Here is a 25137-nt window from a genome sequence, read left to right as displayed (position 1 = left end):
GCGACCCCAACGTACGGAGCCAAGATCGTCGTTTGGGTGGTTCGTCCGTAATTCGATGCGGTCCCGGCGGGAATTCGCCGCCCGCCGGGAGCGCCCTGCCGGCCGCCCGGCGGTCACCCGCCGAGCAGCACCTTCTCCCGCTCGCGCTCGGCCCCGGTGATCTCGATCCGGTTCACCGCCGTGCGCAGCAGCGGCGGCGCCATCAGGCTGGTCGCGATCGCGACCAGGACGACGACGGTGTACATCCCGGCCGACAGCACGCCGAGCCGCAGCCCGACCATCGCGATGATCACCTCGATCACGCCGCGGGCGTTCATCCCGGCGCCGAGTGCGAGCGACTCCCAGTGGCCGAGGCGGCTGGCGCGCGCGCCGAGGTAGGCCCCGGCGAACTTGAACACCACCGCGACCGCCAGCACCAGCGCCGCCGCGCCGAGCACCTGCGGGCGGCCGAGCGCGGTGAGGTCCATGCGCAGCCCGGCGGTGGCGAAGAACAGCGGCGCGAGGACGCCCATGGAGAACGTCCGCAGCGAGGTCATCCGCTGCGGCGCGGCGTCCCAGCCGACCGCCGCGACGAGCAGGCCGCCGAAGAACGCCCCGACGACCGGTTCGACGCCGAGCGCCTGGGTGCCCGCCGCGCACAGCACCACCAGCCCGACGGCGGTGGCGACGGTGACGGCGGGTTCGGGCGACTGGGCGGCCCGGCGCAGCACCGTCCGGACGACGGGCCGCCCCAGCGTCATCGCCAGCGCGATCCCGCCGAGGAGCGCGCCGACGGTGAACACCAGGTGCCCCGCCCGGACGCCGGTGGTGGCCATCGCCGACACCACCGACAGCAGCAGCCAGCCGACCATGTCGTCCACCACCGACGCGCCGACGATGAGCTGCCCGACGTCGCGGTGCATCAGCCGCATCTCCAGCAGCGTCTTGGCGATGACCGGGATGGCGCTGACGCACATCGCGACCGCGACGAAGCAGGCGAACACCATCCGGTCGCCGCCGGGCGCGAGCAGCGCGTCCGGCAGCACCCACCCGACGCCGAACCCGGCGGCGAGCGGCAGCAGCAGGCCGCCGGCGCTGACCCGGGCGGCGGTCAGGCCCTGCCGCCGGATCATGCCGAGGTCCACGTTCATCCCGGTGACGCCGACCAGCAGCAGGACGCCGAGCTGCCCGACGGCGTCCAGCAGGTGCTGCTGCTCGGGCCGCGCGGGCAGCAGCCAGTGCGCGAAGCCGGGCGCGGCGTGCGCCAGGACGGACGGCCCGAGCAGCATGCCCGCGCACAGCTCGCCGACGACCGCGGGCATCCGCAGCCGCCGGGCCAGCAGCCCGAGCAGCAGCGCGGCGCCCAGCAGCAGCGCGATCTGGAGCAGGAACACCAGCATCACGTGCGTGCCGATCGGCGCGACCGGCGCCGCCAGGACGGGGTGGGACGCGTGCTTCACGGGCGCCCCTCGTCCGGGAGGCCCTCGTCCAGGTGGCCTTCAGCGGGGCGCGCCGTCGCCTCGGATGGCGGCTCGTCGTCGAGGTAGTACCAGTTCTCCGGGTTGATCATGCCGAACGGGTTGACCGGGCCGAACCCGCCGAGCTTCCGCGACACCTCGAACAGCCGGATCGGGAAGTTCGGGGTGAAGATGACCGGGACGTGCTCGGCGATGTAGTCCTGGTAGGCGTAGAGGGCTTCGAGGTCGTCGGTGGTGACCGACTTCTCGATCAGTTCGTCGGCGACCGGGTCGGTGAAGAACCCGAAGTTGCCGCCCGCGCGGGTCTTGAACAGGATCTCGCCGGACGGGTAGTGGTAGGCCCAGCCGCCGTTCCAGCAGGTCAGCTCCCAGTCGCACGGGCAGTCCGGGCCCGGGTCGCAGGGGCCGTCCTCGGCGACCAGGATCGATCCGTACACCTCTTCCAGGCGCAGCTCGATCCCGGCCTTGGCGGCGTGCTCCTTGTAGCGGCGCATCAGCTCGGTCAGGGCGGGCCGTCCTTCGACGTACCGCATCTTCAGGCTGAGCTTGGTACCGGCGGGGATGCCCTCCCCCGCCTTCTCCGGGTCGACGCAGACCGCCGGGGTCTGGCTGGTGTCCCAGCCGTTCGCCTCCAGCAGCTCGCGCGCGGCGTCCGGGTCGAACGGCAGCGGCCAGGCGCCCTCGCGCTGGCGCGGCGACACCAGGTCGGTGCGCGGCACCATCGGCACCGGGCCGTTCTGCCGGTAGGCGTAGCCCTGGTAGATCTCCTTGACGGCGGTGTCCTGGTCCAGGGTGCGCTGGAGCGCCTGCCGGAAGTAGGTCTGCTTGAAGATCTTCCCGGGGACGCCGGGGTTGTTGTAGTTCAGGCAGAAGTAGCGGATGCAGAACGCGACCTGCGGGACGAGGTCGTAGGTGCCTTCCAGGGGGTTGCCGCCGCCGACCGTGGGGTCGGTGGTCGCCTCGGTCGCGAAGCTCAGCGGCAGGTACCCGACCTGGATCTCGCCGCGCTTGAGCATCTCGTACTGCTCTTCGTCGGACATGGTCGGGACCTGGCGGAACTCGTCCAGGTGCGGCTTGTTCGGGCCGGAGTAGTGCTCGTTCGGGACGAAGGTGACGACGCCTTCGAGGGTGTAGCTCTTCAGCCGCCACGGGCCGCTGACCACGCTCCAGATGGGGCTGTCGGCCCAGCGCGTCCGGTGCGTGTTGGCCTCGTCCACGTGGTCGCCCTGCTCGGCCATCAGGTAGGCGTAGACCGCCTCGACGTCGGCGAGGTCGCCGGACGCGTTCGCCGGCCCGTCGGCGGTGCGGTCCCACGCCTTCGGCAGCGGGGTGATGGTGCTGAGCTGGTTCATCAGCACCCACTTCTTGGAGTAGGGCTTGTCGAAGGTGAAGTAGACGGTGTCCTCGGCGAGCTTGCCGTAGGAGGTGCAGTTGTCGGGGAAGTAGCCCGGCACGTACTCGCCGTACCGCGCGCCCTTCACCTTCATCAGGTTCACCCAGAACAGGACGTTGTCGGCGCACAGGGTCTCGCCGTTGGACCACTTCCACGGCTTGATCCGGATGGTGACCGTCCGGCCGTCCTCGCTCCACTGCGGCGGCTCGCCGATGCTCTGCGCGTAGTCGACCTCGGGCGTGCCCTGGCTGCCGAAGTAGTACAGCGTCCGGTACATGAGCATCTGGAACTCGTAGATGTTCCGGGTGCCCATCCGCTCGGCGGGGGTGAACGGGAAGATCACCGCGGGCGGGAAGCCGGGCGCGCACGCCCAGGTCACCACGCCGCCCTTGCGCGGACGCCCGGCCGGCGCCGCGGCGCGGGCGGTCCCGGTGGTCCCGGTGGTGTCGGTCGGGGCCGTCATCGTGCCTCCCTGATCTCGGTGAGGAGGGAGACGCCCCGGTCGGCGTGCTTCCCGAACCGCTCCCACTCCTCGCGCAGGTCGATGCCGCCGTCCGGACGGAACTCCGGGGTGCTGCGGCAGTGCCCGGAGACGACCTCGCCGTCCTCCAGGACCATGCAGTAGGCGAAGTCGAGGCGCCCGTCGGGCGCGCAGGTGCCGACGAGCGTGCCGCGGCGGGCGCGGCCGCCCGCGAACTCGCCCCACAGCAGGTCGCCGTCCTGGTGGTAGTGCGCGACGCGGTCGCGCGCGCCGTCCTCGGCCGGGCGGAACCGGCGGCCCTCGTAGTCGATCATCGGGCCGCCTCCAGGGCGTCCGGGCCGGCCTGGCGGACCGGGCTCGGCGTCCGCGCCGGGCGGATCTCCAGCGTGCAGCACTTGGCGCTGCCGCCGGACTTCAGCAGCTCGCCCAGGTCCACCCCGATCGGAACGAAGCCGCGCTCCCAGAGCCGGTCGATGAGGTGGACGGCCTGCTCGGGCAGCAGCACGTGCCGCCCGTCGCAGACCGCGTTCAGCCCGAACACCTCGGCGTCGGCGTCGGTCGCGGTGATCGCGTCCGGGTACAGCTCCTCCAGGACGGCGCGGCTGCGCGCGTCGAACGCCGCCGGGTAGTACATGACCTCCTCGTGGTCGAGCACCGCGAGCGCGGTGTCGAGGTGGTAGAAGCGCGGGTCCACCAGGGTCAGCGGCACGACGGGCAGGCCGAGCGCGGCCTCGGCCTCGGCGTGCGCGCGCGGGTCGGTGCGGAAGCCGTGCCCGGCGAGGATCCGGTCGCCGGTGACCAGCAGGTCGCCCTCGCCCTCGTTGACGAACGCGCCGTCGTGGACGGTGTGGCCGCGCTCTCGGAACCAGGCGGCGTAGGCGGGGCCCTCGGCGGCGCGCTGCTCGTGCTTGAACCGGGCGGCGAGCACCCGGCCGTCCACGACGGTCGCGCCGTTGGCGGCGAACACCATGTCGGGCAGGCCGGGGATCGGGTCGATCAGCTCGACCCGGTGGCCGAGGCCGACGTAGAGGTTGCGCAGCCGGTCCCACTGGGCCATCGCGAGATCGGCGTCGACCGGCTTGCCGGGCTCCATCCACGGGTTAATCGAGTAGGTCACGTCGAAGTGGCGCGGCGGGCACATCAGGTAGCGGCGGGATGTGGCGGTGCGGACGGGACGGGCCGCCGCGGTCTGGTTCGACACTGAGGTCTCTCCTGGGATGCGTCAGACAGGCGTTTCGGGAGGCGGGGCGAGCAGGGAGAGCGGGGAGGGGTGCGGCCGGGGGCTCAGTCGCGGAAGGTGACCTTGATCTTCGAGGCGAAGTCGGTCATGGTCGCGAACGCGTCCTCCTGCGAGGTGCCGGTGGTGCCGAGGAACCCGAGGATGGTGTTGCCGTTCGGCGGCCGCCGGATCAGGTCGCCGGGCCGCGCGGTGATCTTCAGCAGGAAGGCCCGCTCAGAGTTCGCGACCTCGTCCGGGACGTCCACCCGCTCGACCACGCCCTCCTCGCTGATCAGGCACATCGCGGTGACGTGCGTGCCGGTCGGGGCGAAGTGCCGCACGTCCGGCCGGACGCCCCGGCCGATGTCGACCACCGCCTTGATCGGGTCGTGCCCGGCGGAGATCCGCGCGATCATGTCCAGCCCGCCGCCGCCGACCCGGGCGGCGATCTCCAGCAGGTGCGGCTCGCCCCCGTGGTAGCGGACCTCGGCGTGCATGACGCTGCGCCGCAGCCCCATCGCGTGCGCGCCCGCCTTCACGGCGGCCTGCACCTTGGCGACTTCCTCGGGCGGCAGCGAGGTCGGCGCGTGGTGCACGTCGTCGTCGAAGGTCTGGCCCTCGTCGGTGATGCGGTCCACGACCGAGCCGAGGTAGACCTCGTCGTCCCAGGCGACGGCCTCCATCAGGTACTCCCGGCCGTCGAGGAACGACTCGACCAGCAGCGCGTTCGGGCCGAGGTCCACGCCGTCGGCCTCGGAGTTCACCCAGAACAGGTTCTTCAGGCCCTCGGCGGCCTGGGCGTAGCGGCGGGCCATCTCCTCCGGGGAGTCGACGCGGAACACCAGGTGGCTGCCCGCGCCGAGGGTCGGCTTGAGGATGACCGGGTAGCCGAACTCGGACGCCGCGGCGAGCGCCTCGTCCTCGCTCTGGACGAGCCGGTAGGACGGGATGGGCGCGCCCGCCCGCTCGTACGCCTGCCGCATCAGGTACTTGTTGCGGCTGCGGACCGCGGCCTCGACGCCGATGCCGGGCAGGCCCAGCGCCTCGGCGACCGCCGCGACCGTGATGACGGCGGACTCGGAGAAGGTGATGACCCCGTCGAACTCCTCCTCCGCGTGCCAGGCGCGTGCGGTCTCGACGATCTCGTCGATCTTCTTGGTGCCGACGAGCCGGTAGTGGTCGGCGGGCCAGAAGTCCTCGGTGCCCTCGCCGTTCAGGACGTACAGGTCGACGCCGAGGTCCTGCACCTGGCGGTAGCGCGAGTGGTAGTAGTTCAGGTACTGGCTGGTCTCGATGGTCAGCAGCTTCATGGCGGGTTCCCTTCAGACCCCGGCGGGCGCGCGGCCGTCCGCCCCGGCGGGGGCGGGTGCGGGCCGGGCGGACTCGGGAAGCCTCGGCAGGACGAACGGGGTGATCGCGGCGGGCGCGGGCGCGTCCGGGCTCAGGTCGACTCCGGCGGCGCGCGCCTCGGCGGCGGCGTCGATGAGGATCGGCGCGGCGAAGGCGAGCAGGGTGCGGGCCTCCAGCAGCAGGTCACCGGTACCGGACGCGGCGGTCGGCGTGGCGGCTGGGGTGGCGGTGGTGGTGTCCAGGCTTGCGACGAGCCGGTCCAGGTGGGTGAGCAGCGTCTCGGCGGCGCGCGCCGGGCTGAAGGACGCCAGGTCGTAGCAGCCGCGGAAGCGGCCCGCCATGACGGCGGCGCGGGCGCGGCCGTCGTCCGACACCGGCAGCGGGCCGGGCGCGGCTGCCACGGTCGCGTCGCGCAGCGCGTCCGCGAGCCGGTTCCACGGGCCGACCAGGCGGCGGGCGGTGACCGCGCGCAGCGCCTCGGTCGTGAAGTCGGTGCGCTGGGTCTCGGGCGCGGTCAGCGACAGGTAGAAGCGGACGAGGTCGCGGGGCACCTGGTCGAGCAGGTCGGCCGTCCAGACCAGGTGGCCGCGGCTGGTGGAGAACTTCTCGCCGCGCAGGTCGTAGAACTCGTTGACGACGTTGCTCTCCGGCAGGGCGTACCGGTCGCCGTGCGCCATCAGCATGACGAGGTCGAGGAAGCCCCAGTGGTAGACGTTGTCGAAGCCGTGGAAGTACACGACCTCCGGGGCGGCGCCGGCGCGCCAGTGCGCGTCGGTCTCGGCGGCGGTCCGGCCGTCCCGGGCGGCGGCCCACCAGGTGGCGTACATGACGGCGGGCATCGCCTCGACCCACGGGTAGAGGATCTGGCCCGGCGTCTCGGCGAACGGCGCGGCGATCCCCCACGTGCCGGGGACGGTCACCGGGATCTCCGGCAGCGGACCGTCCAGCAGCTCGCCGATCAGCCGCATGGCGTTCGGCCGCCAGCGTCCCTCGCGCTCCTGGTAGTAGGCGGTGAGCCGGTCGCGGTACTCCTCGGCGGGCAGGACGAGGATGTCGGCCTCGCGGACGGTGACCTCGGCGTCGGGGTCGGTGGTCGCGCTGGGCGCGAGCAGCTCGTCGTAGTTGTTGGGGTGACCGCAGCCCTCGCAGACACCACCCGCGCTGCCCGCCAGGCAGGACGGGCAGATCCCCTTCATCAGCCCGTCGTAGAGGTAGGTGCCGCTGGACGGGACGTAAGGCAGCCGGACGGTCCGGCGGCGCAGCCGCCCGTCGGCGTGCAGGCGGGTGAAGAAGTCGAGCACGGTCGCGCGGTAGCGGTCGTCCACCGGCGGCAGGCCCGTCATGGACAGGCCCATCGCGGTGATCGTCCGCTGGATCCGGGCGGTCGAGTCGGCGACCAGCGCGTGCGGCTCGACGCCGAGGCGGTGCGCGGTGGTCGGGACGTAGGTCTGGCTGTCGTCGGTGATGGTGGTGTAGACGACCGGCCGTCCGGTGGCGGCGGCGTAGCGGGCGTACACGTCCCCGGCGAGGTAGGGGCCGGCCATGTGGCCCACGTGCAGGTCGCCGTTCGAGGTGGGCGTCGCGGCGATGACGATCGCCGGACGGCCCGCGCCCGCGGGTCCGCCGGTCGTCCCGGCGGCGGTCATGACGCGTCCTCGTGGTGGCGGGCGGCGAAGCGCTCGGTCATCTCCAGGTCCCACCAGACCGCGTACATCGCGAACGGCTCGGCGCCCTCGTTGACGACCTGGTGGCGGGTGCCGGGGGTGAAGTGCACGACGTCCCCGGCGCGGAACGGCTCGGTGCGGCCCTCGCTGCGCAGCTCGGCCTCGCCGGTCATCGCGACCCAGATCTCGTACTCGTGGTGGTCGTGCGCGCCGGACGACGCGCCGGGCGGCACCACGCACCAGGAGCCCTCGAAGGGCGCGTTCAGCGCGGGCCAGGGCAGCAGCCGCTTGGCGTCCAGGCCGTTGTCGGGGCGGAGCTGCGCGGGGTCGAGCCTGCGGATGTCCATGGGGTTCCTCCCCTTCACTTGGCGTTGACCAGCAGCGCCGCCGCGTCGGCGGCGGCCTGGACGGACTCGGCGGCGCCGCGGTGCGCGAGCAGGTCCGCGACGATCTCCTGGGAGCGGACGGCGAGCACGCTGAGCAGCGAGTCGGCGATGCCGTGCGTGGCCTCGTTGACGCCCTGCAGGTAGCAGCCCGCGGTGTAGTCCGGCGGCAGGTTCATCCGGTAGTTGCGGTCGACGGTCGCGCCGCCGACACCCGCCGCGGCGGCCACGTCCCGCGCCAGCCGCGGCATGGCCCGGTCGAAGCCGGTGCCGAGCAGCACCATGTCGCAGCGCAGCTCGCGGGTGCGGCGCTGCTTGCGGTCCAGCAGCGTCAGCACGACCTCGCCGCCCTCCATCCGGGCGCCGGCGATCTCGGTCATGGTGATCATGTGCAGCCGGTCGCCGCCGGTGAGCCGCTCCTGGTACATCTCGCGGTAGAGCGTGTCGAGCATCGCCGGGGCGAGCCCGGCGTAGTTCGTGCGGTGCATCTCGCGCAGCAGCTGCTCGCGCGCCTCGGGCAGCGCGCCGTGGAACTCGTCCACGAACGAGGAGTAGAACAGCTCGTTGGTGAACTTGCTCGACTCGTAGGCGTTCAGGCCGATCGACCGCATCACCATCGTGACCTGGGCGTTCGGCAGGTTCCGGTAGGACGCCCAGTACATCTCGGCCGCGCTCTGCGCCCCGCCGACCACCACGATCCGGTGCTCGCCGTCGGGGTCCAGCCCGGCCATCCGGGCGCTGAACTCGGTGCTGTGCACCACCCGGTCGCGGGGCAGCGCGGCGACCTCGTCCGGGACGTGCGGGTCGCGGCCCGCGCCGATCACCAGGTCGCGGCAGAGGATCTCGCCGCCGTCGGCGGTGCGCACCAGCCAGCGGTGCACGCCGCCGTCCTGCTCGGGGACGGGCTCGACCGACACGCAGCGGCGGCCGAACTCGATCCGCACCCGGCGCAGCGACTCCCCGACCCAGCGCAGGTAGTCGGAGATCTCCAGCCGGTAGGGGGTGAAGCTGCCGAGGTTGACGAACTCGTCCAGCCGGCCGATCGAGTGCAGGTAGTTGACGAAGGAGAACTCGCTGCGCGGGTTGCGGAGGGTGACCAGGTCCTTGAGGAAGGACACCTGGCTCTGGGTCCAGGGCAGCAGCATCCCGCGCTGCCAGACGATGTCGTCGTGCCGCTCGATGATCAGGGCCGAGTCGGCCAGGCCGGGCGCCGCCAGCTCCTCCAGCGCCACGGCCAGCGCGAGGTTGGCGGGGCCGGCGCCGATGGCGAGCAGTTCGACTTCCTGTCGTTCCATGGGGTCCTCCTTGAGAGCGGTGGGGCGGGTGGCGGCGGGCCGGGCGAGGGGGGCGGGGGCCGGGCGGCTCACGCGCCGCCGGTCCGGACGGCGAGGCCCTCGGCCACCAGGTCCGCCATCTCGGCGGCGGTGCGCGCGGCGTGGAAGCGGCGCAGATCGAGGTTCACGCCGAACCGCCCCTCCAATTGCGCGAGCGCTTCGAGCGAGGCGATGCTGTCCCATTTACGGGCGGCGAGCACATCGTCCGGCGACAGTTCTCCCGGCATTTCTCCGAGCACTTCCTCGATGATTTCGATGACCGTTTCCACGGTGTCGGCGGCGTCCATTCAGGCGGCGCTCCCTTCGCGCGTCGAGATCCATGCGGGGGTGAGTTCGGGGGCGCTGGCGAGGTCCAGGACGAAGGGTCCGGACTCCACGTCCGCGCCGGGGGCGGGGGTGAAGCCCGCGCGGGTCCACATGTCGGCGGCGACGCCGTTGCGGTCCGAGCGGACGTAGCGGCCTTCGAGGCGGGCGGCGCCGGCGTCCCGGGCCCGCGCGGCGAGCCAGCCGAGGGCGGCCTGCTCGACGCCGCGGCCGAGGACGCGGCAGCTCATGACCAGGTTCAGCACGCGCCAGGCGTCCGGGCCGCACTCGACCCAGAACGCGCCGATGACACCCTCGTCGCCGAACCGGTCGGCGACCGCGATCGAGGCGACGACGTGCCCGGCCGACTCGGCCATCCGGGCGGTGGCGGCCTCGTCGAACCGCTCGCCGGTCAGGTTGAACTGGTTGGTGCGGGCGGCGAGCTGCGCGATCCGGCCGACGGTGAACGCGGTCGCGGGCGCGACGTCCACCTGGATGCCGAGCGCGTGCAGGAACTCGTCGGAGGTCTGGAACCCGGCGGAGAAGTCCTGCCGCTCGGCGCGCTTGCGGTACAGCTCGGGCCGCTTGCGGTCGGTGTCGGTGAGCGCCGGGACGTCGAACCAGCCGTGCCGCAGCAGCGCGCCGGGCAGCCCGGCCGGGTCACCCGCGGCCGACACGACCGCGACCTCGGGCAGCGCGTCGCCGACCTGAGCGCGTTCGAAGTCCGAGTCGTCCATGAAGACGAACGAGCCGACCGACAGGCCGAGCGTCTCGGCGGCGCGGACCAGGTTCTCCGACTTGGCGCCCCAGTTCACGGCCCGCACCGAGAACGCGTCGGCGCGCAGCGCCATCTCGGGGTGCCCGGCGAGCGCCTCCTCCACCGGCCCGGCGTCGTTCTTGCTGGCCAGGACCAGGACGACGCCCTGGTCGCGGAGCCGCCGCGCGGTGCGCTGCAGGTCGAGGTAGGCGTTGCCGGGGTACAGGCCGCCGAGCTGCACGCCGCCCGCGCCGACCTCGCCGAGGACGCCGCCCCACAGCGTGTTGTCCAGGTCGAGGGCGAGGACCTTGCGGGACAGGCCCGCGCGTGCCTGGGCGACGCGGCGGATCTCGCGGGCGAGCAGCAGCAGCGCGCCGTCGGTGTAGGGCAGGTCGCCGTAGCGGTGCAGGCGGGCGTCGCGGGCCGCGAACGGGCTGTCGGCGAGCGCCCCGGCCAGGTCCAGGACGGCGATCTGCGGACGGTCGGCCGCCAGCTTCAGCAGCTCGGCGTTGATCCGGTGCCAGAGCGCGGCGAACCGGGCGCGGCCGTCCAGGCTGACGAAGGTGTCGCGGACCTCGGCGGGCAGCGGGACGGTGTGCAGGACGAGCGTGGCGGCCGTCCGGTCGGCGACGCCGGTGGCCAGGCCGCGCAGCTCGCGCAGCCGGTGCTCGACGTGCTCCTCCAGGGCGAGCGGGTCGGCGGGGCTCCAGTCGCGCGGCAGCAGGAACCCGGCGTCGACCAGCAGGACCAGCAGGTCGGGGTCGGTCGCGCCGCCGGCGGCCCCGGTGGCCAGGGTGATCTCGAACGAGCCGTACTCGCCCTTGGTGATCTCCGGTCGGAGGCCCGCGCCGACGAGCTGGGTGCGCAGCAGGTGCTCCAGCGAGCCGATCGTGCAGGTCGCATGGACGGTCACCCGGACGTCGCGCAGCCCGGCGTCCGCCGCGTCCATTCTGGAAAGGAGGCGGCCTGCGGTGCGGGCGGCGGACGGGTCGTCCAGTTCGAGCAGGGCGCGGCGCAGGGCCGGGCCGGGCGCGGCGCCGGCGCGGATGCCCTTGCGCAGCTCGTCGAGCGGCGCGGCCGTGGTCGGGGTCGCGGACGGCGTCGGAGTCGTGGTCGGGGCGGTGGTCGGGGTCTCGGTCATCTCGTCATCCCCCGCTCAGGCCCGGACCAGCGAGCAGTACCAGCGCATGCCGATGGAGATCCCGCCCAGCGCGACCAGGTCGCCCGGCCGGACCGAGCCCTTGGCGGTGAACTCGCCGAGCGCGGTCAGCTGGTCGGCGGCGCCCATGTGGCCGTGCGCGCGGGCGGCGTCCAGGTTGGTGCGCTCCAGCGGGACGTCCAGCAGCGGCGCGAGGTCGGTGATGCCGTCCGGGTCGTTGATGTAGACGTAGTGGGTCACCTCGTCGCGGGTGACCCCGGCGCGGCGGCACGCGGCGTCCACGACCTCGATAGAGCGGTCCACGGCGGCCTGGGCGAAGGCGCGCAGCTTGGACGGGTCCTTGGCGAAGTGCGCCTGCACGCGCTCGTGCCCGGCGGGCGCGGTCCTCCCCGTCCAGCCCTCGGGCGGGAGCGGGGCGACCGCGCCGCCGTAGTCGGTGCGGAACCAGTCGGTCAGGTCGGCGTCGATGATCTGCTCGGTGGCCAGCCACCGGTTGCGCCCGTGGCCGCGGCGCAGCACGGCGGCCACCGCGCCGTCGCTGTGCACGGCGTTGTTGACGGTCATCCGGTTGCGGTGGAACTCGCTGACCCGGTTCACCGCGACGAACAGCACGGTCGACAGCTCGGGCCGGATCGCGAGCAGGCCGGCGACGATGCCGAGCCCGGTCACGCCGGACGCGCAGCCCTCGTTCAGCAGCAGCGTCTCGGTGTGGTCGGAGCCGAGCGCGCGGGCCAGCGCGGTGGAGGAGTCCCAGTGCGGGTAGTCGGGCAGTTCGGAGTGCGCGAGGACCAGCAGGTCCACGTCGCCGATGGCCAGGCCGTCGCGTTCCAGGGCGTCGCGGGCGGCATCGGCGGCCAGGTCCACGGCGGTCACCCCGTCCGGGGCGCGGTGGAAGGAGTGGTAGCCCCACCGCAGGATGCGTTCGGGGTCGGGCACGTAGGACGGGGCCGCGGCCTCGACGTCCTGGTCCTGCCCGAAGGCGTATCCGAATCCGGTGATCCCGAATTCTACGGGCGGTCGCGTCATCGCCATTGCCTCTCTGCGGGTCATAACAAATCGGCCTCTTCATCGCGGCCTGGAAAAGCATCGCCCGGAGCCTTTGAAAAGGCAATTGAGAAGGTGAACAGCGGTGTTCGATCGATGCCGCGGCGCAGTTGAACGGGGTGCCCGATAAAAGGCGAAAAAAAAATCCGGCCGCCCTGGACGGGGCGGCCGGATTCCGTTACCGGGGTCAGCGGGCGAGGACCGCCCCGGCGACGCGACTGGCGGCGAGTGCGGTCTTGGCCGCTCCCCCGCTGCCGCCGGTGAAGGTGACCACGCCCTCCGCGACGGGACGCAGCTCCAGCCCGGGCGGGACGCGGAAGCAGTCGAACGAGGCGACGGTGCGCTCGGCCTCCACGGGCGCGGCGAGGAACTGCGCGGCGTCCGCGACGACCCGCGCCGCGAGCGCGCGATCGGGGACGACCGCGTCCGGATCGACGTCCCAGCGGACGGTCGGGAGGCCCAGCAGCAGCCGGCCCGGACCGTCCGGACGGCCGTAGAGGCCGCTGTGCTCGTCCACGAAGGACGGGATCGCGTCGCGCGCCGTCCGGCACAGCGTGTACTGGATCTGCCGGGTGCGGAAGCCGCCGCCGGGCAGGCCGCTGTCCGCCAGCAGCCGCTCGGTCCAGGCGCCCGCCGCGACCACCACGAGGTCGAAGCCGTGCGCGGTGCCGTCGGCGAGTTTCAGCGACGGGCCGTCCTCGACGCGCGTGACCGGTCCGGCGCGGACGAGCCCGCCGAGGTCGGCGAAATCCGTCAGGGCCGCGGCGCGCAGCGCGTCCGGTGACAGGTGGCCGGCCTGCCGTTCCACGACGCCGGGCGCGCCCCGGGGCAACCCGTGGAACCCGTACTCGCGCGCGATCCGATCGGCGTCCGTCGCCTCTGCCGCGCCGGGCAGCACCTCGTCGACGACGGCAAGTGACGCGGCCAGGTCGCTCCCGGGTTGCGCCACGTAGACCGCCGCGTGCTCGCGGAACCGCACCCGCTCCCGCAGCTCCGGGCTACCGCGCAGCTCGGCCAGACTCTCCGCGGCGAGCCTGGCCGTCCCGGGATCCGTCTCGAACGCCCGAACCATGCCTCCCGACGCCCGAGACGCGTCCGCCCACCCGACGCTTCGCCCTCCTGTGTCGGGGTGGGTGGGGGGCCAGGCGGTGAAGAGGTCGACGTCCGGGGGGTTCCACTGCTCGCGGAGGCGGAGGGCGAGGAGGGCGCCGGCGATGCCGGCACCGACGATCGCGATGCGCGGGCGGCTCATCGGGACGCGGCGGCGCGGGCGTTGACCACGCGGCGCAGGTCGTCGGTGAAGTCGCCGATGCGGCGGGACAGCGTGGGCGACAGGTCGTCGCGCGCGAGCGTCCGCTCGGCCAGCTCCAGCGTCGCGGGGTCGGCGGCCAGGCGCGGGTAGAAGAAGCGCAGCAGCAGGTCCAGCACCAGGTCGCCGCGCAGTCGCGCGGCCTGCGGCATCTCGGTGAAGAAGCGCTCGACGTAGGGCGCGGTCAGGTCGGTCTGCTCCGGCTGCCAGAACCCCTCGGCGAGCGCCCAGAGGCGGTAGTTGGACAGCTCGGTGTCGGTGGTGATGGCGGTCCAGGCGCGGTCCTTGGCGGCGGGGTCGGGCAGTGCGGCCAGGCAGCGCGCGGCGGCCTGCTCGGCGTCAGCGCCGGGCGCGTCGGCGAGCGCCTTGGCGATCCCGCCCTCGTCCAGGCCGCCGAGCGCGGCGAGCCGGTAGCGGATCCGCCAGGCCAGGTCGGTGTCGACGGCGAGCCCGGCGGGCGCCGCGCCGCCCTCGATCCAGCCGCGCAGCTCGGCCGTGTCGGCGCTGAAGTCGACCAGCGCGCGGAACAGGGTGAGCGCGCGTTCGTCGCCCGGCGCGGTGTCCGACAGCCGTTTCCGCAGCGCGTCCGCCACGTCCGCCATCGCGCCCGGACGGGCGGCGGGCGGCAGGAACCGGTCGGCGACGTCGCCGCGCGCCTGCTCCAGCACCTCGGCGAGGATGGACAGCTCGGGCTCGACCGCGACCATCCGGCGGACGAGGTCCAGGTGCTCGGCGGCCGGGACGGCGCCGTCCTGCACGCCGAGCAGCAGCGCGCACCACACCATCGCGCGGTTGATCGGCTCCAGCGCCGGCAGCAGGTCCGGCAGCGCGGCGCGGGACGCCGGGTCGAAGCGGATCTTGGCGTAGGCGAGGTCGCCGTCGTTGGGCAGCAGCAGCCGCGGCGCGGGGAGCCCGACCAGCTCGGGCAGCTCGGTGTGCGCGCCCTCGACGCGGACGCGGTGCACGGTCCGGGCCCCGTCCGGGCCGTACAGGCCGACGTCGAGGGTGTGCGCGCGCAGCACGGGGTGGCGCTCGGGCGCGGTCTGCCAGATCGCGGCCGCGGCGATCCGCCCGTCCCGGACGGTCAGCTCGGCGGTGAGGGTGTCCACGTCGCAGGTCCGGAACCAGGAGTCGGCCCAGCCGGTCATGTCGGCGCCGACGGCGTCGGTGAGCGCGGCGACGAAGTCGGTGAAGGTGGCCGTCCCGTAGCCGTGCCGGGAGAAGTAGGTGCGCAGCGCCGAGCGCAGCCGGTCGTCGCCGATGTGCGCGGCGAGCTGCCGGAACACCGAGTGGCCCTTGAAGTAGGAGATGCGGTCCAGCTCCATCTGGACGGTCCGGACGTCCGGCCCCTCCAGGCAGACCGGGTGCGTGGACGGCCGCTGGTCCGGCACGTACGCCTGGCCCTTGCGGCGGGCGGCGAAGGTGGTGGGCGGGCCGGGGAACCGGGTGGCCTCGGCGGTGAGCCGGTGCGCCATGTAGTCGGCGAGGGACTGGCCGAGCCACAGGTCGTCCCACCAGCGGTTGGTGACGAGCCCGGCGAGCCACATCAGCGAGATGCCGTGCGCGAGGACGACCGCGCGGGTCTCCCGCTCGCTCCGCGCGGCGGCGGAGCTGAACAGGTACTGCTCGCGCAGCAGGACGCAGCCGGGGTGGTCCAGCGACAGGACGCTGAACTCGGGCACGAAGACCTGGTCGAGCTTGCCGAACGGGTAGCCGATGCCGAACATCTCGGCGCAGGCGTCCAGGATCTGCCCGGTGATCTCGAAGACCTCGGCGACGTCGGCGGCCAGCGCGTCCCGCTCGGACGCGCGGCAGTGGAAGCCGAGCTCGACCTCGCCGTGCCGGTGCGAGAACGCGGCGTAGGGGCCGGCGACGAGGGCGGTGAGGTAGGTGGCCTGCGCGGGCGACGGGCCGAGCGTCCAGCGGCCGGGGCCGGTGCGCTCGGCGGGGGTGTTGCCGAGGACGGTCCAGTCGCCCGGGCAGGTGACCTCGAAGGTGTAGGGGGCCTTGAGGTCGGGCTGGTCGAAGCAGGCGAACACCTTCGGCGCGTGGTCGAGGTAGACGAAGGAGTAGACGTACACGCGGCCGTCGGCGGGGTCGGTGAACCGGTGCAGGCCCTCGCACTGCTTGGAGTAGGCCATGTCGGCGACGACGGTCAGCTCGTTCTCGGCGGCGAGGGCGTCGAGCGGCAGCCGGCCGTCGGCCAGCGAGCGGACCGGCAGCTCGCGGCCGTTCAGCGTGGCCGACAGCAGGGTCTCGGGAGCGACGTCGACAAAGGTCGCGGCGCCGGGGCGGTCCGAACTGAAACGCACGGTGGTGATCGAGCGAAAGGTCTCCCCGGCCCCGGTGAGATCGAGCCCTACATGATAGGAGTGGACGTTCACAAGTGCGCCGCGCATCCTGGCTTCGTCACGGGTGAGACTGGGCATCGGCATTCCTCCAGTTCGACGAAAGAATGGTCGGAGACGGACCGGCATAACGTCAAGAATCCATAAGCGGCCCCGCATCCCGTTCAATTCGCAAGGCGGGTCCCCCGCGCTCCGGGCGCGCAACCGCGACCCGCGGCCACTCCGTCCGGCCGGGCAGGACCGGGGGCAGGCTCACGGGTCCGGACGGGCAGCCGCAGGGCAGGTCCGCACGCCCGGTCCGGTGACTACGAGGGCAGGGTCACCGGACCAGGCGGGCAGAGCCGCCAAGGCGGCATCGAGCGCTTCGATTCGCGCCTTTCGCGACGGGCAGGGTCGCGGGGCGAGCCAGGCGGTCGCGCCGGGCAGGGCGGTCACGCCGGGGAGGGGCAGGGGGCAGGGGGCGGGTCAGGCGGTGGCTTGGCGGCGGTCCTCCAACTCCCGTGCCAGCTCGCGCCAGTGCTCGGCGCAGACCAGCGCGAGGGCGGCGATCTCGTCGACCCAGTGCGCCGGCACCGACTCCACGATCCCGCGCAGCTCCTCGCCGCTGATCACCCGGCTGTCCAGCCACTGCAGGAAGGCCCGGCCAGACTGCGCGTACCGCAGCGCCGGGTCCTGCCGCAGCTTCTGCCGCATGACCGGCCACTCGACCGGCCAGTCGGTGGGACGCGCCGGGCGGGGGGCGACCGCGGCCGCCGCCTCGCCGCCGGCGCCGAGGCCGGTTCCGGGGCGCGCGCCGGTGGCCGCGCCGGGGCCCGCGCCGGCCCCGGCGTCGGCGCGCTGCCGCGGTGGCAGCGGATCCTCGCCGAGCCGCAGCCGTTCCCGGACGTCGCGGGCGGTCGCCACCGAGATCCCGGCCTCCCGGGCGATCTCGCGCAGCGACGCGTCCGGGCGCGTCCGGACGATCTCGCTGGCGCGCAGCCGCCCGGCCGCGCCGTCCAGCGGGCGGAGCCGGCCGTCTCGGCCGACCCGGGCGTTCGACTGCCGCACCGCGTCAGTCGAACGCCCGCGCACCAGCGCCACCCGGCGGGTGGACACGCCGGCCGCCAGCGCGACCGCGCGGTCGGACCAGTCGGGGTGGGCGCGCAGGATGCGCAGCGCCGCGGCCTCCCGGTCCGCCGAGGTCAGCGGCAGGCCGTGCGCGATGTTCTCGCGTACCGCGAGCAGGAACGCCGCCTGCTCGGGGCCCTCGAAGAAGCGCGCCTCGATGGTCTCGTGGCCGCGCATCACCGCCGCGCGCAGCCGGTGCATGCCGTCGATGACCCGCATCGTCGGCCGGTGCACCAGGATCGGCGGCAGCGGCGTCTCCACGTCGGCCAGGGCCCTCGCGTGCTCCAGGTCCTCCCCCGCCAGCCTTGGCGAGTCGGCGGGGAGGAGCTCCTCGATCCGGACGGTGTGAACGGTCTGGTCGTCGAACGCCTGGGGAGCCCGGACCGCCGCTTCGGCCGTCCCGCGTTCAGGACTCACGACTCCGGGCCTCCCTGGTCAGGCGCTGCGCCGATGGTTGGTCTGGTGTTGACTGCGTGCCATCTGTGAGAAGGCTCCCCGGGCATTCCGTTCGACGCTCCCATCGCCCTTTAACTGTGGACCTGATAAAGCCCGCGAGTGCGGCCATCGTGTTAACGATCTTTGACCGCCCGACCACAGTTACACGTGAGGCAATCCGGCGCAAGGGTTCATTGTCAACGCCCGCCGACTACATTTTTTTACCAGCTCCTTCACGGAGGGTTCGGGGAATTTCTGGCAGAAGTCGCCGATGCGGGTCCGGCGTCATGGTCGTCCGACCGCGCGGTAGCCGCGACCACAGCCGACACCCCGGCGGGACGGGCTCCGTGTGTCATCTCTCCCGGCGGTTACATAGCCATAACCCCGGGACGAGATGCGCCGAAACCCGGGCCGGCCGATGATCGGCTCGCCCGGGTCCCGGCGCGGGTGATTTTCCTTCGGGTCAGGCCCTGCTCGTCCGCCCTTCCAGCCGTCGCATGGCGGGTGCCGCGAGCGGTCCGCGAACGGTCTCGTAGGCGTGGCCGACCCTCAGCACGGTCTCGTCGTCGAAGCACCGCCCGACGAACATCAATCCCACCGGAAGCCCTTCGGAGAATCCGCACGGGACGCTCAGCGCCGGATTGCCGGTCGCGTCGAACGGCATGGTGTTGCGCGCGCTGTCGTAGGCGAGGGACACCGCCGCGGCCGTCCCGTCCGCGGTGCACAGCGGCGCCTTCATCGGGACGGTCGGCAGCGCGAGCACATCGAAACGTTCCAGGACCGTCTCGTAGCGCCGGCGCAGCTCCCGTGCCAGCGCTTGGGCCTTGGCGTAGTAGTAGTGGCCGAAGCGCGCGGTCGCGTAGGCGCCCGCGAGGGCCGTGACGACGGCCGAGGGCGGCAGCGCGTCCGGACGCGTCCAGCGGGCGCGGCGGTGGTGCCGGACCAGCTCGGGCTCGACGTGCCCGTCCCAGTTGGTCGCGGCGGCGTCGCTGCGCAGCGTCAGGTCGGTCATGCCCTGCTGGGCGACGGCGCTCCAGATCGCCGGGCCGTCGCGGTGCAGCGGCACCGAGACCTCTTCCACACGCGCGCCCGCGTGCGCGAGGGCGTCCAGCGCGTCCAGGACGGCGGCGTCCACGTCGGGCTCGGACACGCCGGGGATGTCGAAGCCCTCGCGCAGCACCGCGATCCGGGTGCCGCGCGCGTCGGCGTCCAGGTACCGGCGGTAGCCGCGCATCCCGAGGTCCACCTGCTGGCGCGGGTCCAGGCCGTCCGCCCCGGCGAGCACCTCCAGCAGCAGCGCGCAGTCGGCGACGGCCCGCGCCATCGGGCCGAGGTGGTCCAGCGTGCGCTCGAACGGGAACGCGCCGGTGAGCGGGACGAGCCCGTAGGTCGGCTTGTGCGCGACGCACCCGCACCACGACGCCGGGACGCGCAGCTCACCGCCGTGGTCGGTGCCGATCGCCAGGTCCGCCTGTCCGGTCGCCAGGACCACCGCGCTGCCACCGGACGGCCCGCCCGCGAGCCGTCCCGGGTCATGCGGGTTCCGCGGCCGCGGCACGGCGGCGGGCGCGGTGCCGGACCGCGCGTCACGGGCGCGGGCCGCCTCGGCTTCCGCAGCGCGGCCTGGGACGGCTTCGGCTGCAGGGTCGCGGCCGTTCAGGGCACGGCTGCCGTTGAGGCTGTCATGACCGTTCAGCCCCTCCCGGCCCTTCAGCCCGTCCCGGCCCTTCAGCCCGTCGGAGCCGTTCAGCCCGTCGGAGCCGTTCAGCCCCTCCCTGCCGTTCAACCCCTCCGGGGCGTTCGATCCCTCCCGGCCGTTCATGCCGCCCTGGCCGTACATGTCGGCCTGCCCGTTGAGGCCGGCAGGAGCGTTGGCGCCGTCGTGCCCGTTGGGTGCGTTGCGTCCGTTGCAGGCGTTGCGCTCGTTCAAGCCGCCTTGGCCGTAGTGGCCGGGCAGGTCCGCCATGCCGGGGTCGGCGTCGATCCGGGCGGCGCAGTCGTCGGCGGCGGCGGTCTTGCCGACGATCTCGGCGCCGGCCTCCAGCAGGCGGGTCACGACGGTCGCGTCCTCGGCGGGCGCGAAGCCGGACAGCAGCGGCGAGCCGAGCCGCATCGGCAGCCCGGCGACGGCGATGTCGTCCTGGACGGCGATCCGGCGCCCGGCGAGGGGCCCGGTTCCGGCGTACCGCAGCGAGCACCGCCACGACCAGCCGTCCCGGGGGTCGGCCCGGCCGGCCGGAGGGGCGCCGGGATCGCGCGGGCGGGGCCGCCACGGCGGCGGTGCCGGGTTCAGCTCGTCCAGCCGGGAGTAGGCGTCCAGCCGGCGGCGGACGAGCGGGGTGTATTCGGCGAGCTCGGCCCGGGACAGGCCGAGCCCCAGGTCGTTGGCGAGCCGCTCCAGGTCGTCCTCGTCGGGGACGGCGCCGAACGGCCGCTCGGAATCATTCACGAGATCTCCAGGCGGGGAAGGGGGTGGTAGGGGCCCGTCACACCCAGGACACTCCGCGGCGGCGCGCGAGGGCAGGGGAACCCTGCGCGCGGGGGGCGGCGAGGCGGGGAGCGGGGCCGAGGGCCGGCAGAAGGCTCATGGAGATCAACGTGGACCGTCCGCCGCGTCCCGGCGAGGGGAGGTTCTGCCGCCTTTCGTCAAAATCCTGCCGTTCACCCGATCCGCGGGTGATCCTCGTACTGGACGAGCTCGACGAGCAGCCCCGCCGGACGGCGCGCGTAGAGGAACGCGACGCGCATGCCCGGTCGCGCTCCGGCGCAGGGTTCGCGGTCGACGGCCGTGAAGCCCTGCGCGCGCAGCTTGGCGAGATCGGCCTCCAGGTCGTCCACGGTGAATGCCACGTGGTATATGCCGGGACCCTGGTCGGCGAGGCGCGCGGCGATCGAGGAGTCCTCCTGGACCGGCGACACCAGCTCGATCGCGGCCTGGCCGGGCGCCTCGGGACGGTGCCAGAACTCGCAGGCGACGCCGTAGGCCCCGGCCTCGCCGCGGTCGGTGGCCGCCAGGCCCAGCGCGGTCAGGAACGGCGCGACGCCGTCCGGGTCGTCGGTCGCGAGGCCGATGTGGTCGATGCCGAGTATCACCAGGAGTCCTCCGTCTCGTCTTCGGTGGTGCCGGGGCGGTCAGCCGGCCTCGGCGGGCTGCGGCTCGGCGGTCCCTCCGGGCTCGGCGGGCGCGGACGCGGCGGCGCGGCGGCGGCGCAGGTAGAGCAGCGACGCGCCGGTCACCACCAGCGGCCACACCAGGTACCGGCCGGACATCAGCAGCAGCGCGGCGACGGACACCAGCGCGACGGCGGCCGCGTACCATCCGGCGGTGCGGCGGGGCAGCAGCCGCAGCGCGGCGGCGACGCCGATCGCGTACACGGTGACGAACGAGCCGGTGGTCAGCAGGACGAGCGGCTTGGGCCCGACGTCGGTCAGCCCGACGACCGCCAGGCACGCGAACGACAGCGTGGAGTTGGCGCCCAGGCTGCGCCGCGGCACCTCCCCCGCGACGCTGCCGCGGCCGAGCCAGGCGGGCAGCGCGCCGTCGCGGCCGAGCGCCGAGCCGAGCTTGGCGGCGCCGGCGTAGTAGGCGTTCATCGCGCCGAGGGTGAGCAGCAGCGCGGCCCCGGCGGCCAGCCAGCGCGCGCCGCCGCCGAGCCCGCTCGCCATCAGGTCGCCGAGCGGGGCGGGCGAGTCGGCCGCGCCCGGGCCGAGCACCGCGATGATCGCGAACGCGAGCAGCAGGTACAGCACGCCGACGACGGCGACCGCGGCGCCGGTCGCGCGGGGCAGGTCGCGGGCCGGGCGGCGGAACTCGGCGGCCAGGTGCGTGATCGCCTCCCAGCCCGCGAAGCTCCACACCAGCAGCGCCGCCGCCGACCCGATCGCCGTCCAGCCGTGTGGGGCGAACGGGGTGAGGTTGCCGGTGTGCGCGTGCGGCAGCGACAGCCCGACCGAGACCAGCAGCAGGACGACCAGCAGCCCGGCCAGCGCGAACTGGAGCCGTCCGGACGCCTGGACGCCGACCGCGTTGGCGGCGGTGACGACGGCCATGAGCAGGGCGGCGGTGAGCAGGACGGTCGTCCGCCCGCCGCCCGCGGCCTCGGCGACGTAGGCGCCGCCGAACAGCGCGGCGGCGGCCGCGCCCGGCGGGACGGCGAAATAGAAGCACCAGCCGACCACGGCGGCGGCGCGCTCGCCGAAGGCCAGCCGCGCGTAGGTGGACACCCCGCCGGCGTCCGGGTGGCGCGCGCCGAGCGCGGCGAACGTCGCGGCGAGCGGCGCGGACATCACCACCAGCAGCGCCCAGGCGAGCAGGGACGCGGGTCCGGCGGCGCGGGCGGCGAGCGCGGGCAGCGCGATCACGCCGGTGCCGAGCACGGCGCCGACGTACATCGCGGTGCCCTGCCCGAGCGTGAGCCTGCCCCCGGACGCGCCCGGGGCGGGAGCGGCGGAGCCGTCCGCGTCGGCGCCGTTCACTTCGGTGTCGTTCACAAGGTCCAAGCGTCGGTTGAACACCCCTTCGCCGCCAGCGACAGAAGCGACGGCGTGCGTAGAATTCCTGCCATGAGCGGACACGTCGTGGGGCTGGCCGTGACCGCGGGGACGCCGGTGTTCGAGCTGGCCGTCCCCTGCGAGGTCTTCGGGACCGACCGCAGCGACCTGGTCGATCCCTGGTACGAGCTGCGGACGTGCGCCGCCGAGCCGGGCGCGCTGCCGTCCACCGGCGGGCTCAGCCTGCACGCCTCGCACCGCTTCGACGACCTGCCCGACGCCGACACCGTGCTGGTCGGGGCGCTGGCCCGGCCCGTCCAGCTCGACCCGCCGGCCGGGCTGGTCGCGGCCGTGCGCGAGGCGCACCGGCGCGGCCGCCGGATCGTCGCGCTGTGCACCGGCGCGTACGTGCTCGCCGCCGCCGGGCTGCTGGACGGCCGCCGCGCGACGACGCACTGGCTGAACGCCGGCGACTTCGCGCACCGCTTCCCCGCGGTCGAGCTCGACGCGTCCCCGCTGTACATCGACCACGGCGACGTCGTCACCACCGCGGGTTCGGGCGCGGCGATCGACGTGTGCCTGCACCTGCTGCGGCAGGACCACGGCGCCGCGGTGGCGGGCGAGGTGGCGCGCCGGATGGTCGTCCCGCCGCACCGCGAGGGCGGCCAGGCGCAGGTCACGCGCCCGGCGGTCGGCGGCGAGCGGGACGGCGACCTCGCGCCGGTGCTGCGCTGGGCGGTGGAGCGGCTGCACCTGCCGCTGACCGTCCCGCAGCTGGCGCGCGTCGCGCACCTGAGCGAGCGGACGCTCGCGCGCCGGTTCCGCGACACGCTCGGCATCACGCCGCTGCAGTGGCTGCTGCAGCAGCGCGTCCGGCTCGCGCAGGAGCTGCTGGAGACCACCGACCTGCCGATCGAGGAGGTCGCCCGCGACACCGGCTTCGGCAACGCGGCCAACCTGCGCTACCACTTCGGCCGGGTGACCGGGGTGTCGCCGCAGTCCTACCGGCACGTGTTCCGGTACCGCGCGTCCGCGGCGACGGCCGAGGCCACGCCGGCCACGCTCCCCCGCCCCGACCTGGTCGCGCAGAACTGACACCACGCCAGGTCGCGGACGAGCGGCCGGTCAGTCGACCGCGCCGAGGGTGATGCCTTCGACGATGTGCCGCTGCGCGGCGACCGCGACCAGCAGCACCGGGACGATCGCGATCAGCGACGCGGACATGATGAGGTTGTACTGCGTCTGCGTGGTCATCTGGGACTGGAACACCGCGAGGCCCTGCGAGATCACCTGCATCTTCGTGGTGTTCACCGCGATCAGCGGGAACAGGAAGTTGTTCCAGTTCTGCAGGAACAGGATGATGCCGAGCGCGGCGGTCGCGGGCCGCGCGAGCGGCGCGTACACCTGCCAGAAGATCCGCAGCTCGGACGCGCCGTCGATGCGGGCGGCCTCGGCGAGCTGGCGCGGCGCGCCGAGGAAGAACTGCCGGAACAGGAACGTCGCCAGGCCGGACGCGATGTTCGGGACGATCAGCCCCTGGTAGGTGTTCAGCCAGTGCAGGTCGCCGAGGATCTGCGCGACCGGCACGATGATCGCGCTGAACGGGATCATCAGGCCGCTGAGCGCGAGCGCGAACAGCACCCGGCGGCCGGGGAAGTCGAACATCGCGAACGCGTAGCCCGCGAGCATCCCGGCGGCGAGCTGGCCGAGCGTCGCGGCGACCGCGAACACCACGGTGTTGACGAACCAGCGCGCGAACGGCGCCTTGCCCCAGGCGTCGGGGATGTTGGACCAGTGCCACTCGGTCGGCCACAGCGGCGCGGCCGGGTTGATGATCTGCCCGTTGGACTTCACGGCGGTCAGCGCCATCCACACCAGCGGGAACATCACGATCAGCACGGCGGCGGCGAGCAGCGTGTACACCGCCGCGCGGTGCAGCAGGATCCTAGGCACGCCCGTCCCTCCGTCCCAGCATCGCGATCTGCAGCCCGGTGACGGCGAGGGACAGCAGGAACAGCAGCATCCCCATCGCGTCCGCGCGGCCCGCGTCGAACTTGGCGAAGCCCTGGTCGTAGACGTAGAACAGGGCGGTGCGGGTCGCGCCGTCCGGGCCGCCGGAGGTGAGCACGTAGATCTGGGTGAACGTCTGCAGCCCGGTCAGGGTCGTGACGACCAGGATGAGCAGGGTGTTGCGGCGCAGCATCGGCCACTGCATGTACCGGAACCGCTGCCAGGGGCCCGCGCCGTCCACGCTCGACGCCTCCAGGACGTCCTGCGGGAGGGTCTTCAGGGCGGCCAGGTACAGGATGACGTTCTGCCCGAAGAACTGCCAGGTGCCGAACAGGATCACCATGCCGAGCGCCGGCCCGGGCCGGGACACGAAGTCGATCTCGGACAGGCCGGCCCCGGACAGCAGCCGGTTCAGCAGCCCGAACCGCGGCGCGAACAGGTTGCCCCAGATCAGCGCGGTCGCGACGGCGGGCACCACGAGCGGGATGATGAACGGCGCGCGCAACCGGCTCGCGCCGGGCACCTTCGCGTTCAGCAGCAGCGCGAGGACGAGCCCGAGGAACATCGTCAGCAGCACGAACGCCACGGTGTACTCGGCGGTGACGCCGAGCGCCTTGCCGCCGCCCTCGGCGAGCATCTCCCGGTAGTTGCGCATCCCGACGAACCGCAGGGACGTCCCGAAGACGTTGCCCTTCTGCAGGCTGCGCCAGCCGAGCATCACCAGCGGGACGATCGAGAACACGACCGTCAGCAGGACGGTCGGCGCGACGAACAGGTACGCCAGCCCCCAGTTCCGCCGATCGGCGCGCGAACGCCCACTGCGTGGACGTCCTGTGCGCACGGAACGTCCCGGGCGGCTGGTAATGCGCGTAAGACCGGCGCCCCGGACGCGA

General features: G+C 73.7%; 20 protein-coding genes. 1 reads left to right on the top strand and 19 read right to left on the bottom strand.

Features of this window, described 5'->3' with window-relative positions; translation table 11 throughout:
* Positions 1-113: 113 nt before the first annotated feature.
* From FHU30_RS34990 to FHU30_RS34910, 17 genes are all read right to left on the bottom strand, one after another.
* Entirely contained in the window at positions 114-1439 is a 1326-nt protein-coding gene (locus FHU30_RS34990) for a cation:proton antiporter (RefSeq protein WP_253881825.1), read from the bottom strand.
* On the bottom strand, positions 1436-3313 hold the full coding sequence (locus FHU30_RS34985; protein WP_253881824.1) for an ABC transporter substrate-binding protein: 1878 nt from the start codon (positions 3311-3313) through the stop codon (positions 1436-1438). The genes FHU30_RS34990 and FHU30_RS34985 overlap by 4 nt, the downstream gene beginning before the upstream one ends.
* Complete coding sequence (locus FHU30_RS34980) at positions 3310-3645, bottom strand: avidin-fold protein (RefSeq protein ID WP_253881823.1); 336 nt, start codon at positions 3643-3645, stop codon at positions 3310-3312. The genes FHU30_RS34985 and FHU30_RS34980 overlap by 4 nt, the downstream gene beginning before the upstream one ends.
* Positions 3642-4532: a dimethylargininase gene (gene ddaH, locus FHU30_RS34975; RefSeq protein WP_372504016.1), complete on the bottom strand. Its 891-nt coding sequence runs from the start codon at positions 4530-4532 to the stop codon at positions 3642-3644. The genes FHU30_RS34980 and ddaH overlap by 4 nt, the downstream gene beginning before the upstream one ends.
* 83 nt (positions 4533-4615) lie before the next feature.
* Positions 4616-5860: an ATP-grasp domain-containing protein gene (locus FHU30_RS34970; protein ID WP_253881822.1), complete on the bottom strand. Its 1245-nt coding sequence runs from the start codon at positions 5858-5860 to the stop codon at positions 4616-4618.
* A 12-nt stretch (positions 5861-5872) separates the two neighbouring features.
* Positions 5873-7546, bottom strand: a complete 1674-nt coding sequence (locus FHU30_RS34965) for a class I tRNA ligase family protein (protein ID WP_253881821.1) — start codon at positions 7544-7546, stop codon at positions 5873-5875.
* Positions 7543-7911: a cupin domain-containing protein gene (locus tag FHU30_RS34960; protein WP_253881820.1), complete on the bottom strand. Its 369-nt coding sequence runs from the start codon at positions 7909-7911 to the stop codon at positions 7543-7545. Before FHU30_RS34960 ends, FHU30_RS34965 begins: the two co-directional genes overlap by 4 nt.
* A gap of 14 nt (positions 7912-7925) precedes the next feature.
* On the bottom strand, positions 7926-9242 hold the full coding sequence (locus tag FHU30_RS34955) for a lysine N(6)-hydroxylase/L-ornithine N(5)-oxygenase family protein (protein WP_253881819.1): 1317 nt from the start codon (positions 9240-9242) through the stop codon (positions 7926-7928).
* 68 nt (positions 9243-9310) lie between these two features.
* Positions 9311-9568 carry an acyl carrier protein gene (locus tag FHU30_RS34950; protein WP_253881818.1) on the bottom strand — a complete coding sequence of 86 codons (258 nt, stop codon included), beginning with the start codon at positions 9566-9568 and terminating at the stop codon, positions 9311-9313.
* Complete coding sequence (locus tag FHU30_RS34945) at positions 9569-11482, bottom strand: HAD-IIIC family phosphatase (RefSeq protein ID WP_253881817.1); 1914 nt, start codon at positions 11480-11482, stop codon at positions 9569-9571. It abuts the gene before it with no gap.
* Positions 11483-11497: 15 nt separating this feature from the next.
* Positions 11498-12526 carry a 3-oxoacyl-[acyl-carrier-protein] synthase III C-terminal domain-containing protein gene (locus tag FHU30_RS34940; RefSeq protein WP_253881816.1) on the bottom strand — a complete coding sequence of 343 codons (1029 nt, stop codon included), beginning with the start codon at positions 12524-12526 and terminating at the stop codon, positions 11498-11500.
* A 205-nt stretch (positions 12527-12731) separates the two neighbouring features.
* Positions 12732-13796: an FAD-dependent oxidoreductase gene (locus FHU30_RS34935; protein WP_253881815.1), complete on the bottom strand. Its 1065-nt coding sequence runs from the start codon at positions 13794-13796 to the stop codon at positions 12732-12734.
* Positions 13793-16282 carry an aminopeptidase N gene (pepN, locus tag FHU30_RS34930; RefSeq protein WP_301324078.1) on the bottom strand — a complete coding sequence of 830 codons (2490 nt, stop codon included), beginning with the start codon at positions 16280-16282 and terminating at the stop codon, positions 13793-13795. Before pepN ends, FHU30_RS34935 begins: the two co-directional genes overlap by 4 nt.
* A 384-nt stretch (positions 16283-16666) precedes the next feature.
* Entirely contained in the window at positions 16667-17725 is a 1059-nt protein-coding gene (locus FHU30_RS34925) for a ParB/RepB/Spo0J family partition protein (RefSeq protein WP_253881814.1), read from the bottom strand.
* 481 nt (positions 17726-18206) lie between these two features.
* The gene (locus FHU30_RS34920) at positions 18207-20192 is read right to left on the bottom strand and encodes an amidase family protein (RefSeq protein ID WP_253881813.1); all 1986 of its coding nucleotides are present in this window, start codon (positions 20190-20192) and stop codon (positions 18207-18209) included.
* 212 nt (positions 20193-20404) lie between these two features.
* On the bottom strand, positions 20405-20836 hold the full coding sequence (locus FHU30_RS34915; protein ID WP_253881812.1) for a VOC family protein: 432 nt from the start codon (positions 20834-20836) through the stop codon (positions 20405-20407).
* Between the two features lie 39 nt (positions 20837-20875).
* Complete coding sequence (locus FHU30_RS34910) at positions 20876-22234, bottom strand: APC family permease (protein WP_253881811.1); 1359 nt, start codon at positions 22232-22234, stop codon at positions 20876-20878.
* Between the two features lie 72 nt (positions 22235-22306).
* Between FHU30_RS34910 and FHU30_RS34905 the strand changes: the two genes are divergently transcribed.
* Entirely contained in the window at positions 22307-23329 is a 1023-nt protein-coding gene (locus FHU30_RS34905; RefSeq protein WP_253881810.1) for a GlxA family transcriptional regulator, read from the top strand.
* A 30-nt stretch (positions 23330-23359) separates the two neighbouring features.
* Here FHU30_RS34905 and FHU30_RS34900 read toward each other — a convergent pair whose 3' ends face one another.
* Positions 23360-24187, bottom strand: a complete 828-nt coding sequence (locus FHU30_RS34900; RefSeq protein ID WP_253881809.1) for a carbohydrate ABC transporter permease — start codon at positions 24185-24187, stop codon at positions 23360-23362.
* Positions 24180-25085, bottom strand: coding sequence for a carbohydrate ABC transporter permease (locus tag FHU30_RS34895; RefSeq protein ID WP_253881808.1), 906 nt, complete (start codon positions 25083-25085; stop codon positions 24180-24182). Before FHU30_RS34895 ends, FHU30_RS34900 begins: the two co-directional genes overlap by 8 nt.
* Between the last annotated feature and the right edge of the window lie 52 nt (positions 25086-25137).

This window comes from Actinomadura rupiterrae (assembly GCF_024172125.1).
Classification (GTDB): domain Bacteria; phylum Actinomycetota; class Actinomycetes; order Streptosporangiales; family Streptosporangiaceae; genus Spirillospora; species Spirillospora rupiterrae.
This window is presented reverse-complemented; position numbering and strand designations above follow the sequence as displayed.

Excerpts from the sequence above, each read along its gene's own strand:
- FHU30_RS34955 (WP_253881819.1), bottom strand. The coding sequence starts at position 9,242 with ATGGAACGACAGGAAGTCGAACTGCTCGCCATCGGCGCCGGCCCCGCC.
- FHU30_RS34950 (WP_253881818.1), bottom strand. The coding sequence starts at position 9,568 with ATGGACGCCGCCGACACCGTGGAAACGGTCATCGAAATCATCGAGGAA.
- FHU30_RS34980 (WP_253881823.1), bottom strand. The coding sequence starts at position 3,645 with ATGATCGACTACGAGGGCCGCCGGTTCCGCCCGGCCGAGGACGGCGCG.
- pepN (WP_301324078.1), bottom strand. The coding sequence starts at position 16,282 with ATGCCCAGTCTCACCCGTGACGAAGCCAGGATGCGCGGCGCACTTGTG.
- FHU30_RS34960 (WP_253881820.1), bottom strand. The coding sequence starts at position 7,911 with ATGGACATCCGCAGGCTCGACCCCGCGCAGCTCCGCCCCGACAACGGC.
- FHU30_RS34905 (WP_253881810.1), top strand. The coding sequence starts at position 22,307 with ATGAGCGGACACGTCGTGGGGCTGGCCGTGACCGCGGGGACGCCGGTG.
- FHU30_RS34940 (WP_253881816.1), bottom strand. The coding sequence starts at position 12,526 with ATGACGCGACCGCCCGTAGAATTCGGGATCACCGGATTCGGATACGCC.
- FHU30_RS34965 (WP_253881821.1), bottom strand. The coding sequence starts at position 7,546 with ATGACCGCCGCCGGGACGACCGGCGGACCCGCGGGCGCGGGCCGTCCG.
- FHU30_RS34945 (WP_253881817.1), bottom strand. The coding sequence starts at position 11,482 with ATGACCGAGACCCCGACCACCGCCCCGACCACGACTCCGACGCCGTCC.
- FHU30_RS34935 (WP_253881815.1), bottom strand. The coding sequence starts at position 13,796 with ATGAGCCGCCCGCGCATCGCGATCGTCGGTGCCGGCATCGCCGGCGCC.
- FHU30_RS34970 (WP_253881822.1), bottom strand. The coding sequence starts at position 5,860 with ATGAAGCTGCTGACCATCGAGACCAGCCAGTACCTGAACTACTACCAC.
- FHU30_RS34985 (WP_253881824.1), bottom strand. The coding sequence starts at position 3,313 with ATGACGGCCCCGACCGACACCACCGGGACCACCGGGACCGCCCGCGCC.